Consider the following 14,433-nt stretch of genomic DNA (forward strand, 5'->3'; position numbering starts at 1 on the left):
TTAACGGTCTATGAAACGCCTATGAGTATGAATACTCATTAATATGCCAAAGCCTATCATCAGAGTCATCATCGACGTACCACCATAACTGACTAATGGCAGTGGTACACCTACAACAGGTAATAAGCCTGAGACCATTCCAATGTTCACGAAAATATAAACGAAGAAGGTCAAGGTAATACTGCCAGCTAATAAACGTGCAAAACTGGTTTGCGCGCGCGAGGCAATCACTAAACCACGACCAATAATATACATGTATAGAGCCAGTAGGATTAAGCTTCCAATCAAACCGAACTCTTCACCAATCACAGCAAAAATAAAGTCGGTGTGTCTTTCAGGTAAAAACTCTAACTGAGATTGCGAGCCTTGTAGCCAACCTTTACCCCATAAACCGCCAGAACCAATCGCGATTTTAGATTGAATAATATGATAACCCGCACCGAGCGGGTCGCGCTCAGGATCGAACAAGGTCATTACCCGCGTTCGTTGGTAATCATGCATTAAGAAAAACCATAATATCGGCAGCAATGCCAAAATTGCAGCAACACAGGAACCGACAATAACCCAGCTCATGCCTGATAAAAACAACACAAAAACACCAGATGCGGCAACCAGAATAGATGTACCTAAATCGGGTTGTTTAGCAATTAATAGGGTAGGGATTAAAAGGATAATTAATCCCCCTGCTAAATGGCGTTTTTTAGGCGGCAGTGGGAATTTACTGATATACCACGCCATGGTGATAGGGAATGCCAGTTTAATCAACTCCGATGGCTGAAACTCCATAAACCCAAGGTTTAACCAGCGCTGCGCCCCTTTATTGATGGTGCCAAAAAAATGCACCCCAAGTAATAGAATGATGCCTGCAATATAGATGGGCAGTGCCCATCGCCGCAGTATTTCTGGGTTAATTTGGGCAAACACAAACATGACACACAGCGATAAGCTTAAGCGAACAAGCTGCCTTTCCATCATGGCGGCATCTTCGCCACTGGCTGAATAAATGACAAACAGACCAAATACCATTAATGCCAGTAAGCCTAATAGCAACGGCAGGTCTATGTGTAGCTTTTGCCAAATGTTCTTTTTATGGGGGTGGTGTGATGCATTCATTCTGCCACCAACCATTCGTCACGTAACATATATTCGTCCAGTAAAGCGCGGGCAACAGGCCCTGCGTTAACGCCACCCCAACCCGCATTTTCTAATACCACTGCGAGTACAATTTTGGGATTTTCGTATGGGGCGTAAGCAATAATTAATGCGTTATCTCGTAAATGCTCGGCAACGGTTTCTGAGTCATATTTTGCATCCTGAGCAACACTGAATACCTGCGCAGTACCGGTTTTCATTGCTGCAGTATAAGATGCATCAGTAAAGCGAGATTTGTCGGCAGTGCGGCGCATGGCTTCGTTGATGATTTCCCAGTTATTATCGTCATTAAGTGTGATGGGCTCACGTTCGTCGATTGGCGTTTCTATTTTAGAGATTTCATCTTTGAATGATTTTAATAAATGCGGCGTAAAGCGCTGACCATGGTTAGCTAAAATAGTGGCTGCATTGGTCAATTGTAGTGGCGTTGTGGTCCAATAACCTTGACCAATACCTACTGAAATCGTGTCACCAATATACCAAGGTTGGTTGTAACGCATGCGTTTCCAATCTTTGGACGGCATGATGCCATTTGCTTCTTCATAAATGTCGATACCAGTTGGTTCACCAAAACCAAACTTGGACATAAAGGCTGCCATTTTATCAACACCGACTTTATAAGCTAAGTCGTAAAAGAATGTATCGCAGGAGTCCATAATTGAGCTGTAAACATCAACCCAGCCGTGTCCCCAACGCTTCCAGTCTCGGTATTTACGTTCTACATTAGGAATTTGCCAAAAACCAGGATCCCAAATACGAGTCTTTTCGGTAATGGTTTCCTCTTCAAGTCCTAGTAACGCAACATGGGGTTTAATGGTGGATGCTGGCGAATATTGGCCTTGTGTTGCTCGGTTAATTAGCGGTCTAGATGTGTCATTTAATAAAGCGCTATAGGCTTTAGAGCTAATACCATGAACAAAGAGGTTAGGGTCGTAAGTCGGACTCGATACCATGGCTAATACACCACCATCTTGTGGATCGATTGCGACAACAGAGCCGCGGCGACCATCAAGTAGTTCCATGGCTTTTTGCTGCAGTTTTAAATCTAAGGTGAGATAAATATCTTGCCCAGGCGTTGGCGGTGTCGCTTTAAGCGTGCGAATGACACGGCCACGGTTATTGACCTCTTCTTCTAAGTGGCCAGGTTTACCTAGTAATAAGGACTCATAAAACTTTTCAATGCCCTGCTTACCAATGTCATTGGTGGCGGCGTAATTTTTCCACTGACCAGACTTTTCAAGCGAGGTTCTGTCTCGGGCATTAATTTTACCCACATAACCGAGCACATGGGTCATGAGGCCTTCGTAAGGGTAATGTCGTTTTAGGCCTGCTTCGACTCTAAAACCTGGGAATTGGTGCTGATTTACACTAAAGGTCGCGACTTGTTCTTCAGTTAAGCGAGATTTAATCGTCAAAGGTTTGAAGCGGCGGTGATAGCGAAGTCTCTCGGTAATGGTTTCACGCTCATCTGCACTTAACTCAATATACTCGTTAAGTTTATCTAGTGACGCGTTCATGTCTTCAGTTTTTTCAGGAACAACTTCAAGAGTATAAAATGGCTGGTTTTCTGCGAGTAATTGTCCGTGACGGTCATAAATGAGTCCACGACTTGGCGCGACAGGTACAACACGGATACGGTTATCGTTTGAGCGAGTTTCATAATCTTGAAACGAGACGACTTGCAACTGATACAAGTTGGAAAGCAAGATACTGATTAGGACAAACACGCACAGGAAAGTAAACAAAGCACGACGTTTGAATAGCGACGCCTCGGCAGCGTGGTCGTGCATGGCAATGCGCTTTTTTGGCGACACTTAAGCGATCTCCGATAGGGTTCAGGCTGACAAATTCAGCTTAGCTATATTAGCTGAATTAACTTCACTTTTACCAGAGCTTTACCATTAAGGATTATTCTCTGTGGTAGGGATGGTTGTTATTTATGCTCCAAGCACGATAAAGGCTTTCGGCAACCAAAACTCTTACTAATGGATGGGGGAGCGTAAGGGCTGATAAACACCAACTTTGACTAGCGGCGGCTTTGCAATCTGGTGCAAGACCTTCAGGACCGCCAATCAATAAACTGACATCGCGGCCATCAAGTTGCCATTTACTGAGTTGCTGAGCAAGCTGGGGTGTTTCCCAGTTCTTGCCTGGCAAATCTAGGCTTACAATGTGATTGCCTTTGGGTACAGCTGCTAGCATGAGTTCGCCTTCTTTTTGAAGAATGCGTGCTATATCAGCATTTTTACCGCGCTTTCCTGCTGGGATTTCTATTAGTTCTAACGCCATATCTCGAGGAAATCGGCGTTGGTACTCTTCAAACCCGCGGGTGACCCAATCTGGCATCTTAGTGCCAACAGCAATCAGTTGTAACTTCATTAGGCGTCGTTTTCAGTCCATAGCTTTTCTAGGTCATAAAATTCGCGTGTTTGCTGCTGCATCACGTGTAAAATTACGCCACCTAAATCAACGAGTACCCATTCACTGCTATCACGGCCTTCAACACCTAAAGGTTGGTTGCCTGCAGTTTTAGCTTCAACAATCATGTTTTCGGCGATTGCACGAACATGAGTTTTTGATGTACCAGAACAAATTACCATGTAATCAGTAATGTGCGATTGGTTTGCCACGTCTAATACCACAACGTCTTTGGCTTTTAGGTCGTCAATCTTATCGACAACAAAATCTTTTAATTCCGTGCTCTGCACGTCACTCACCTCAATATGTAAAAATAACGGAGCATTATACGCAAAATACCCTAGCTAGCGCAATTGAAGCCGTGTTCAATTAAGCATCTAAAATCGGTTTTACTTATTTTGGTACAGATGATGTTGGTAAATGTATTGCTGGATCACATTAGGTAGCATAGCCGCGACAGTTGAATCGAATGTGGATTTGCTTGTTTGAGCAGTATTTGATTCGAAACCTGAGGCATTGTTAGGTTCGTTATGAGAGTGACAAATAGCGACCTCGTTGAGAAGTTGCCGTATTTCAGTAGAGGAGATGTCTTGCAAGGTTGCATCGACTGGGAATATTTTGCCTTTTTTAGCTGTTGTTGGAATAACAGCATTTTTTGCGAGTAATTCTGCCATTTGACTGTTTTTATCTAGTTGCCACCCCGGCCTTTGACACACGACGATATTGCATAAGTCGAATATCGATTGCCATTGATACCATGAAGGTAATTGGATAAAAGAGTCGGTTCCCATAATGAAGTAGAACTGATGCTGTGGAAATTGTTCTGCTAACAGTTGCAATGTGGTGGCGCTGTAAGAAGGAGTATCACGATTTATCTCAATATCACAGACTTCAAATTGCTCATATTGCTGACAGACAAGTTGCGTCATGGCGAGTCGATGTTGGCTGCTGACTTGAGTTGTTTGTTTATGGGGCGGAATATGATTTGGCATTAACCAAACTTTATCAAGGCTAAGTTGCTTTAAAACCTCTAAAGCGGGTTTAATATGACCAAAGTGAATAGGATCAAAAGTGCCGCCTAATAATCCTATTTTCATGCCTGTTTGTTTGCTATCTATCACTACTGAATTGGTCACAATTGGACTCATGTCTGAAGTTCTATGTGGGCTAAGCGTCGGTGTGCATTTGGGTCAAACAATAAACATAAATGACTCATGGCCGTCCAATCTTCGATCCCGTGCTGTTTTAAATTCATTTCCATTTTCGAAGCAAATGCCAGCATGTGTTCGATTTGATTAAGAGTTAAACGTGTTAATGCCGCTTGATATAAAGGTTTACGTTTATCCCAAATGCGATGTTGTTGCCATAAGCTATTTAACTGAGCACCTTGCTCAACAGCCGTTTTTAGATTCAACAATACGTTGAGCTCTTTAAACAATGCCCACATCAAAATCGGCATGGCTGTGCCTTCACCATTAAGCTGCACAATCATGTGTTGTGCATGTTTTTGATGATTGCCCAATAATGCATCGGTGAGTTGGAAAACGGTAAAGCGTGACTGGTCTTCAAAGTAATCGGTTAAATGATCACTATGAATGGGCTCATTGGGGCTTAATAATTGTAATAACTGCAATGCTTGCTCTGCAGCTAACAAGTTACCTTCAAACAAGTTAAACAGCATGGCCTTAGCGTCCATCTGTACGTGTAACTTGTAATACTGAATTCGATTGTCTAACCAGCGCTGGAATTGCTTACCTTCAGGCGTCGTACATGGCAAATAAATTCCCGCGGCATCAAGCGTTTTAAACCATTTACTTTTGGTTTCGGCTGAAAGCTTTGGACCGTGGATTAATAAAATGATGTCAGGGTTCGGGTTTTGCATCATTGAAATAAATGCAGCCGAGCCTTCTGTACCAGGTTTTGCTTGAGGTAAGGTCAGTTCTATAATGCGACGGCTGGCAAACAAGCTCATTGATTGCCATTCTTGAATTAAGTCGTTCCAGCTAAAACCAGTTTCTTGGGTTAAATGAACACGTTCATCAAAGCCATGTTTTTTAGCGGCCGCTAAGATTTGGCCTTTACAGTTTTCAATAAGCCAAGGGTCATCGCCGAAAAGTAAATAGCAGCCTTGTGGGCTTTTTAGATGTTGGCTTATTTGGTCTGGATAAACCCGCATTAATCCACCTCAATAGAGGCCAGAGTTTGAATGATATTGTCAGCGGCTTGAATGCGCATTTCTTTTACCAACATATCCATTTCACGGCTTTTTGCTAGAGCGGTACGGGGATCGTCTTGGTAATCGCGACGGATCTCAGTTTGGAATGTTTGTGGCTCAGATTCAGGCAGAGTGACCGAGTAATTAACCAAGTAGATTAATTCATATTCAGCGACATTACCTGTTGGGTACAAAGACAGTGTTGCACGCTCAAGGGAGTCGTTTACAAGTCTGAGTGTTGGGGTGGTATCAGATGCAGCAACGGTTGAAATAGCATGAATACGTAATCTGTCATTCACTAATCGAGAAAGTTCGCTGTATTGATCGTTAGTGCTTAAGTGCAATTCTTCAAGCTCTGCTGGAATAGAATAACTGCGTTGTAATTTAAAGCCGCAACCTGCAGTGGTTAGAATAACCAGCGCCATCATTGCCAAGCTAATGCGTTTTATTAGCATCACTGTTATTGGCATCCTTTTACTTAAGTTTTAAATTGATATTAATTGCTAAAGCAACCCTGAAGTCAGATTACAGGGAAATAAGTAAGGTTGCTAATTAATAGCAACCTTACTGTCTAGTTAAGCAATTTGTTGAGCACTTATCATCATCTAAAAAATAACGATAACTGCATCATTATCGTTTATTTAGCAACGATATTTAATAGCTTACCAGGAACGTAAATCACTTTACGTACTGTTACACCATCAACAAACTTTTGTACGTTTTCATCGGCTAAACCGAGCGCTTCAACTTCTTCTTTAGAAGCGTCTGCAGCGACAGTGATTTTAGCGCGAAGTTTACCGTTTACTTGAACGATGATGAGCTTACTATCTTCAACCAATGCAGATTCATCAACGGTTGGCCATAAGCTATCTTCGATATCTGTAGTGTTACCTAATGCAGTCCACAAGCTAAAGCTAGTGTGCGGAATGATTGGGTAAAGTAAACGGGTCACGGCAGTTAATGCTTCTTGCATAAGGGCACGATCTTGCTCGTTGGCAGACGGGGCTTTTTGCAATTTGTTCATTAATTCCATGATTGCAGCAATGGCTGTGTTAAACATTTGACGGCGCTCAATGTCATCGCTGACTTTGGCAATCGTCTTATGTAATTCACGACGTAGTGCTTTTTGATTGTTGTCTAGTGCTTTAGGGTCTAATGCAACCACTTCGCCTTGAGCAACATGATCATGTGCTGTTTTCCAGAAACGCTTAATGAAACGGTGCGCACCTTCAACACTTGATTCTTGCCACTCAAGCGTTAACTCAGGTGGCGCGGCAAACATCATGAATAAACGTACGGTGTCAGCACCGTATTTATCAACCATTTCTTGTGGGTCAATACCGTTATTCTTAGACTTAGACATTTTGCTCATGCCAGTGTAAACCACTTCATGACCTTCATTGTCTACTGCTTTGACTACACGGCCTTTGTCATCTGTTTCTTGAACAGTCACATCAGCAGGTGAAACCCAAACACGTGCGCCTTTCTCGTTGTTATAGTAATAAGCATCAGCTAGTACCATACCTTGAGTTAATAAGCGTTTTGCTGGCTCATTTGAATCAACTAAACCAATATCACGTAACAGTTTGTGGAAGAAGCGGAAGTACAATAGGTGCATACAAGCGTGCTCGATACCACCGATGTATTGATCCACTGGCAACCAGTAGTTTGCTTTAGCAGGATCAAGCATTTGATCTGCATGTGGGCTACAGTAACGCGCGTAGTACCAAGACGATTCCATAAAGGTATCGAAAGTATCTGTTTCGCGAAGAGCAGGCTGACCGTTAACTTCGGTTTTAGCCCACTCTTTGTCTGCTTTGATTGGACTTTGAATACCATCCATCACAACATCTTCAGGTAAAATAACCGGAAGTTGTTCAGCTGGTGTTGGCATTACTGTACCGTCTTCAAGGGTCACCATTGGAATTGGCGCGCCCCAGTAACGCTGACGGGATACACCCCAGTCACGTAGACGGAAGTTAACTTGGCGCTTACCTTTGCCTTCTGCAGTCAGTTTAGCGTCAATGGCATCAAAAGCTGCTTGGAATTCAAGACCGTCAAATTCAGCAGAGTTAAACAACACACCTTTCTCGGTATATGCTGCTTCACTGATGTCTACTTCGTTGTCAGCTGGCTTAATCACAGCTTCAATCGCTAAGTTGTATTTCTTTGCGAACTCATAGTCACGTTGATCATGAGCAGGTACAGACATGACCGCGCCAGTACCGTAGTTCATTAATACAAAGTTACCTACCCAGATTGGCACTTCTTTGCCAGTCAGTGGGTGAACGGCATTAAGACCTGTAGCAACACCTTTCTTTTCCATCACAGCCATAGCTGCTTCGGTAGTATCAACGTTTTTACATTCTTCAATGAATGCCGCTAATTCAGGGTTGTTCTTGGCAGCTTGCTCAGCTAATGGGTGGCCACTTGCAATTGCAACATACGTGACGCCCATTACAGTATCAGGACGAGTGGTATAGATATCGAATGTTTCGTCGCTACCGGCAACATTAAAGGTCATTTCGATACCTTCGCTGCGGCCAATCCAGTTACGTTGCATAGACTTAACCTGCTCAGGCCATTCGTCTAGCTGATCGATATCATTTAATAGCTCTTCAGCGTAATCGGTAATTTTGATGAACCACTGAGGAATTTCTTTTTGAACCACCTCAGTGTCACAGCGCCAGCAGCAACCGTCTTGTACTTGCTCATTGGCGAGTACTGTTTCATCGTTTGGACACCAGTTTACTGACGCAGTCTTTTTGTAGACTAAGCCTTTTTCGTAAAGCTGAGTGAAGAACCATTGTTCCCACTGGTAGTACTCTGGCGTACATGTGGCGATTTCACGGCTCCAATCATAACCAAAACCTAATAACTTAAGTTGGTTCTTCATGTAGTCGATATTTTCGTATGTCCACGGTGCTGGGGCAGTCTTATTATTGATTGCCGCATTTTCAGCAGGTAGGCCGAATGAGTCCCAACCAATAGGTTGTAATACATTTTTACCTTGCAAACGTTGGTAACGAGCAACAACATCACCTATGGTGTAGTTACGGACGTGTCCCATGTGAAGTCGGCCAGATGGATAAGGGAACATAGAGAGACAGTAAAATTTCTCTTTGTTTTCATCTTCTGTTACTTCGAAGGTTTTTTTGTCTTCCCAGTGCTTTTGCACTAGGGCTTCAATTTCTGAGGGATTATATTGCTCTTGCATCAATCTATTCCGGCCTATGCCGCCCATTGTTTGATCTAACGCTAAAAAGCGCGAGTGAGATCTGCATAGAATAAACTAGAAGTGATGCATTAAAAAGGTTCAGATGAAGGAGTATTTTTTATGAGTGGACGAAGTTCAGCGTTATTAGCACTTTATCACACGCTTTTCGAGCAAGTTAAGCAACGGTATGATGAAGATAACTCATTGACTGCAAAGAGCCTTTTTGCATCAGTTACCCAGTGTAAAGATTATTTGCAATTGAAGTCAGAAGCCGAAGCAGAAGAGTTAGCTTTAGTAGAAGAATTTTTAAAGCGTGACATTGCAAGTTACCTAAAGGACGAAAATGCCGATAATCTCAGTTATAGCCCGACTGTGATCACCCTAGAAAACACCCTTTGGCATTGGTTAGGCGAAATTACTGACCGCAGCCAAGTTGAGTGGCATGAAATTGCTCAAGACTTTAAGCATAAGGGCTTTTACATGGCGGGTGAGGTGATTAATCAGGGTAAGGTGATTTGTACTGAGTGTAATCATGAAATGAGTATCGAGTTTCCGAGTTTAATTCCAGATTGCCCACAATGTGATAATGAAATGTTTACCCGAGAATCTTTAGCGCCTTAAACAAGCCTAGCAGTTTAAATGAGCCGTTTGAATGAGTTGCTTAAATGAGCTGTTTGAATTAAGTGATTTGGGTTTTCTCGAAAGAGTGCTGTCTTGCTGGCTGTGTTATAGCAGCTAGCAACCTGTTGTGACATTATTATATTCAGGCGGGGTTGTCGCGCTATTGGCTTGTACGTAGTGAAAATAGCAGTTGTCATCTAGCACTTCACCGTCACCACTAAGGTCATAACCGATAAAGGTATCAGCAATACCGCGATACTCAATGGTGAAACCGTCATCAAGAATAAGCCAATCTTCAATATCGGTATTATCTAAATAGCCCCACTTAAGGCGGGTATTAAAACTGCCGTCACCTTCTAAATCAATATCTAACAAATCATCACGGCTTCCTACAGTTTGAGTTGAAAAGCTACTCATCTGCGAGCGAGCATAGACTAAGTTATTTGCTGATTTCGCACTGGCGTTAAGTTGTGACAAGCCGCTGATACGAGCCTCAGTGGACATATTGATAAATTTTGGGGCAGCAATAATAGCCAGTATGGCCAAAATAATAATGACCACCACAAGCTCTATTAAGGTAAACCCTTGATTAAATCGTTTCAAACTCAATCGCGATGGCCTTTTTTCCAAAGAATTATTTGCTGAGTTAAACCAATTAAAAACAACAAACCACAGAGTAACAGTAATGGTGTTTGACCAATGCGTTTAAACCAAGTTTCACCGTCATATAAGGGGACATCTGCAACTAATACGCCTTCTTGAAATTGCGGAATTTGATGAGTGATTCGACCATGAATATCGACAACTGCGGTGACACCATTGTTGGTCGCTCGAACCAAAGGACGACCTAATTCAATCGAGCGCATTTGAGCAATTTCCATGTGTTGCAGTGGCCCAATAGAGTCGCCAAACCAAGCATCATTTGAAACGGTTAACAGCAAGTCTGTATCTTCATTGATATTAGCGCGTAATTGCTCAGGAAAGACGATTTCGTAACACAGCGCTGGGGCTATTTGATAACCCACGGCATTCAAGTTTTGCTGCTGGTATGTACCGCGAGCAAAAGAGGACATAGGTAAATTGAAAAACGGCGCTAATGGCCTTAACAGGCTTTCAAACGGGACGAATTCACCGATAGGCAGTAAGTGATGCTTTTTGTAATCGTTAGTGCCATTGCCTTGATAATCACCATGAGATTGGACAGTTTGATTAGCATTACCGAGTACAATGAGTGAATTGTAAAATTCTTGCTGTTGTAAGCTAATAATACCTGTGATGATGGCGCTATTATTCATATTAGCGACTTTGTCGGTGTTATGTAAAAAGTCACCCACCATAGATTCTGGTGCAGGTACTGCAGCTTCTGGCCATACGACAATATCGGCATCAAAGTTTGGGCGGCTTAAGTCCATGTACTTAAGTAATGTCGGCCATAGCGCATCTGGCTCCCACTTCATGCTTTGTTCGATATTACCTTGCACTAACGCTACTCTAACGGTTTCGCCGCGAGGGCTAATGTCAGAAGTCAAAGGCGTAATGAGAGTCGCGATGATAATGACTGCGGTGATTACTGCAGCACTGATAAAACGTTTCTTTAAGACTAAAACAATGCTGCCGCAAAACAGAGCGATAAGATAACTTAACCCTAGCGCACCAATAATGCTGCCAAGTTCAGAAATGGGTCCTTGAGTTTGACTGTAACCAGCCCATAACCATGGGAACCCTGTTAGCACCCAGCCACGCATCCATTCAGTTAATACCCATAGAGCAGGGAATAAACCGAGATACTGAAATGGATGGTGCCAATGTTTAAAATGGGGGAATTGACTGAGCTTGGCGGTGAGATACCCCGCTAATGCAGGATATAGCGCTAAATACAGTGCTAATAAGCCCATTAAGCCCATTGAGACGATTAGCGGTAAACCGCCAAAAGTGTCGATGCTGACGTGAACCCAACTGATCCCGAAAGCAAAACAACCAAAACCGAAACTTAACCAATGAAAGAAGTTTTCTTTAGGGGTTAAGTGTCGGCTTTGATAGAGCACAAATATCATTGCCGCAGGGTAGAAAGCCCATATTGCGTAAGGAGCAAAAGCGAGAGTGGTACTTGCGCCCGCAGCAAAAGCCGTCACCATCTTTAACAGTGATGACTTAGAGATATTTAGTTTTTTAAGCACAGTGTTAGTCGTCGTTATCTTCTTGAAGTTTAGGATCAGGTAACTTAACACTCAGTTGAATTAACCGTCTTGTATCAGCGTTAGTGACTTTAAATTCGATATTATCGATTAGGACACTTTCATTACGCTCTGGTAAATGACCAAAGGCGTGTGACACAAGGCCGCCGACAGTATCAAATTCTTCATCGCTGAATTGAGTACCACAAGCTTCGTTAAATTCATCAATAGGGGTGCGTGCTTTAATCATAAACACGGTGTTACTGATCTTTTTGATTTCCGTATCTTCTACTGAACTATGGTCGAACTCATCTTCGATTTCACCGACGATTTCTTCCAAGATATCTTCAATAGTAACAAGACCGGATACCCCACCATATTCATCGACCACAATGGCCATATGATAACGTTGGGAACGGAATTCTTTGAGTAGCACATCGACGCGTTTGCTTTCAGGAACCACTACAGCAGGCCTAATGACTTGGTGCAGCGAGAAAGGCTGGTCTGATTGCTTGAAGCCATATTTAAGCAAATCTTTTGCAAGCAAAATGCCTTCGATATGGTCTTTGTCTTCGTTTACTACAGGGAAACGAGAGTGAGCTGACTCGATTACTGTTTCCAGTAATTCATCAACTGTACTATCGATTTGTAGTGTGACTATTTGGCTTCGAGGGATCATGATATCGCGTACCCGCAATCCTGATACTTCTAATACGCCATTCATCATTTCGCGTGTGTCTTCAGTAATTAAGTCACGCTCTTCAGCGCCCGCAATTACTTCAACAAGATCTTCGCGATTTTGAGGTTCGCCCTGAAACAACTGACCTATTTTGTCAATCCAGTTTTTTTTACGGGCGTTGGTACTCGGTGGGATGTCGTCACTCATAATATTTTACTAAATCATTGGCGGCACTTTCATGCAATCCTTTGACTTATTTATGCTTCCTTATACGGATTTGAAAAACCTAAGCCTTCAATGAGTTGAGTCTCTAATGACTCCATTTCTTCAGCTTCGTTGTCGATAATATGGTCATAACCCAGCAAATGCAAGCAGCCGTGAATAACCATGTGGGCCCAATGTGCAACAAGGGGCTTATTCTGTTGTTTTGCTTCGAGTTCTACGACTTCAGCTGCAATGATTAAATCACCTAAAAGTGGTAATTCAACACCTGGAGGCGCCTCGAAAGGAAAAGATAACACGTTGGTCGGTTTATCTTTACCGCGGTAAGTATGGTTTAACTGCTGACTTTCGCTATTCTCAACGATTCGAATGGTTAGTTCAGCGGTTTCCATAGTGTTACCTAGTGCTGTTTTGACCCATAGCTCAAACTCTTGTTGAGTCGGAATAGCTTGTGGGTCATCCACTGCAATTTGTAAGTCGAGATCTAAATCGAGATTTGAACTTAACTTAACGTCCATAGGGGGCTTAACTGTCATTGTTAATGACTCCCACAGCTTTGACGTCTTCATTCGTCATTTGTTCATTAAATGCGTTTTGTCGCTGTTTGTATTGACGCTCTTTTTCAGCTTTTAAGGCGCTTTCTTTTGAATCAAAAGCCTCATAAGCTTCAACAATGCGGGCAACAATAGGGTGACGCACGACATCTTGAGACATAAAGAAGTTAAAGCTGATGTCATTCACTTCACTAAGCACTTCAATCGCCTGACGCAGTCCTGATTTTTGACTGCGAGGCAAATCGATTTGGGTGATATCACCAGTAATAACCGCGCGCGAGTTAAAACCAATACGGGTTAAGAACATTTTCATTTGCTCAACCGTGGTGTTTTGGCTTTCATCTAAAATCACAAAGGCATCGTTTAATGTACGGCCGCGCATATAAGCTAGTGGGGCGATTTCAATGATGTTGCGCTCAAGCAGCTTTTCAACTTTCTCAAAGCCGAGCATTTCAAATAATGCATCATAAAGCGGACGTAAATACGGATCGACTTTTTGACTTAAATCACCCGGTAAGAAGCCAAGTTTTTCGCCAGCTTCAACAGCAGGGCGAGTCAACAATATACGGCGTACTTCTTGGCGCTCTAATGCATCGACTGCAGCTGCAACGGCTAAAAAGGTTTTGCCGGTACCTGCTGGCCCAATACCAAAAGTAATATCATGCTTAGCAATGTTTGCTACATAGTTAGCTTGGTTTGGATTTCGTGGCTTGATAATGCCGCGTTTGGTTTTAATGTGCAGAGTATCGTCTTCAGCCGAAGATTCAGCTTCTAGATTTATCACTTCTTGAATAGCTAAGTGGACTCTTTCAGGCTCAAGATCAGGCGTGCTGCCCTTAATGGTTTGGGTCTCAATGTATAGCTGTTTCAATAAATTATTAACGTTAAAGGCATTACGAGGCAAACCAACAATTTTGAAGTGGTTATTCTTGTGTACAATTTCAACACCTAGGCGGCGTTCAAGTTGTTTAATGTTGTCATCATAAGGGCCACATAATGAGGCGATTCTTCGAGTCTCTGCAGGCTCGAGATACAAATTCATGGTTGTAACTTTAGTGGACAAAAATAATGCTCCAAAAACGATATGTTTATTAACAATGAGTCTACGAGTGTTGCACCTAAAATACCACGCTATTAGGGCAAAAGCACAATAAAGGCGGCATATAGCCGCCTTTATTAAC

The 14,433-nt window shown here is 42.7% G+C and carries 14 protein-coding genes; 1 reads left to right on the forward strand and 13 read right to left on the reverse strand.

Features of this window, described 5'->3' with window-relative positions; genetic code table 11:
• From rodA to leuS, 8 genes are all read right to left on the reverse strand, one after another.
• The gene (rodA, locus tag AC0L4E_RS03905) at positions 1-1,113 is read right to left on the reverse strand and encodes a rod shape-determining protein RodA (protein ID WP_473678102.1); all 1,113 of its coding nucleotides are present in this window, start codon (positions 1,111-1,113) and stop codon (positions 1-3) included.
• Entirely contained in the window at positions 1,110-2,966 is a 1,857-nt protein-coding gene (gene mrdA, locus AC0L4E_RS03910) for a penicillin-binding protein 2 (protein ID WP_473678103.1), read from the reverse strand. Before mrdA ends, rodA begins: the two co-directional genes overlap by 4 nt.
• Before the next feature lie 94 nt (positions 2,967-3,060).
• Positions 3,061-3,531 carry a 23S rRNA (pseudouridine(1915)-N(3))-methyltransferase RlmH gene (gene rlmH / locus AC0L4E_RS03915; RefSeq protein ID WP_055025767.1) on the reverse strand — a complete coding sequence of 157 codons (471 nt, stop codon included), beginning with the start codon at positions 3,529-3,531 and terminating at the stop codon, positions 3,061-3,063.
• A complete protein-coding gene (gene rsfS, locus AC0L4E_RS03920; protein WP_102528089.1) occupies positions 3,531-3,860 on the reverse strand; it encodes a ribosome silencing factor in 330 nt (109 codons plus the stop codon). Before rsfS ends, rlmH begins: the two co-directional genes overlap by 1 nt.
• 99 nt (positions 3,861-3,959) lie before the next feature.
• The gene (gene nadD, locus AC0L4E_RS03925; protein WP_473681500.1) at positions 3,960-4,667 is read right to left on the reverse strand and encodes a nicotinate (nicotinamide) nucleotide adenylyltransferase; all 708 of its coding nucleotides are present in this window, start codon (positions 4,665-4,667) and stop codon (positions 3,960-3,962) included.
• Positions 4,668-4,714: 47 nt separating this feature from the next.
• The gene (gene holA, locus AC0L4E_RS03930; RefSeq protein WP_473678104.1) at positions 4,715-5,746 is read right to left on the reverse strand and encodes a DNA polymerase III subunit delta; all 1,032 of its coding nucleotides are present in this window, start codon (positions 5,744-5,746) and stop codon (positions 4,715-4,717) included.
• Positions 5,746-6,240 carry an LPS-assembly lipoprotein LptE gene (locus AC0L4E_RS03935; protein ID WP_473681502.1) on the reverse strand — a complete coding sequence of 165 codons (495 nt, stop codon included), beginning with the start codon at positions 6,238-6,240 and terminating at the stop codon, positions 5,746-5,748. Before AC0L4E_RS03935 ends, holA begins: the two co-directional genes overlap by 1 nt.
• Positions 6,241-6,422: 182 nt before the next feature.
• On the reverse strand, positions 6,423-9,002 hold the full coding sequence (gene leuS / locus AC0L4E_RS03940; protein ID WP_473678105.1) for a leucine--tRNA ligase: 2,580 nt from the start codon (positions 9,000-9,002) through the stop codon (positions 6,423-6,425).
• A 120-nt stretch (positions 9,003-9,122) separates the two neighbouring features.
• On the opposite strand from leuS, the gene AC0L4E_RS03945 reads away from it, so the two are divergent.
• Complete coding sequence (locus tag AC0L4E_RS03945) at positions 9,123-9,623, forward strand: zinc ribbon-containing protein (RefSeq protein ID WP_220751398.1); 501 nt, start codon at positions 9,123-9,125, stop codon at positions 9,621-9,623.
• A 114-nt stretch (positions 9,624-9,737) separates the two neighbouring features.
• Here AC0L4E_RS03945 and AC0L4E_RS03950 read toward each other — a convergent pair whose 3' ends face one another.
• From AC0L4E_RS03950 to AC0L4E_RS03970, 5 genes are read right to left on the reverse strand one after another with little or no spacing between them, the layout of a single operon-like run.
• Positions 9,738-10,232: a prepilin-type N-terminal cleavage/methylation domain-containing protein gene (locus AC0L4E_RS03950; RefSeq protein ID WP_473678106.1), complete on the reverse strand. Its 495-nt coding sequence runs from the start codon at positions 10,230-10,232 to the stop codon at positions 9,738-9,740.
• Complete coding sequence (gene lnt / locus AC0L4E_RS03955; RefSeq protein ID WP_473681504.1) at positions 10,229-11,758, reverse strand: apolipoprotein N-acyltransferase; 1,530 nt, start codon at positions 11,756-11,758, stop codon at positions 10,229-10,231. Before lnt ends, AC0L4E_RS03950 begins: the two co-directional genes overlap by 4 nt.
• A 46-nt stretch (positions 11,759-11,804) precedes the next feature.
• On the reverse strand, positions 11,805-12,683 hold the full coding sequence (gene corC, locus AC0L4E_RS03960) for a CNNM family magnesium/cobalt transport protein CorC (RefSeq protein WP_220751402.1): 879 nt from the start codon (positions 12,681-12,683) through the stop codon (positions 11,805-11,807).
• Positions 12,684-12,733: 50 nt separating this feature from the next.
• Complete coding sequence (gene ybeY, locus AC0L4E_RS03965) at positions 12,734-13,216, reverse strand: rRNA maturation RNase YbeY (protein ID WP_473681506.1); 483 nt, start codon at positions 13,214-13,216, stop codon at positions 12,734-12,736.
• 7 nt (positions 13,217-13,223) lie between these two features.
• Positions 13,224-14,315: a PhoH family protein gene (locus tag AC0L4E_RS03970; RefSeq protein ID WP_473678107.1), complete on the reverse strand. Its 1,092-nt coding sequence runs from the start codon at positions 14,313-14,315 to the stop codon at positions 13,224-13,226.
• Between the last annotated feature and the right edge of the window lie 118 nt (positions 14,316-14,433).

It is taken from the genome of Shewanella sp. GJ50-10 (assembly GCF_055808815.1).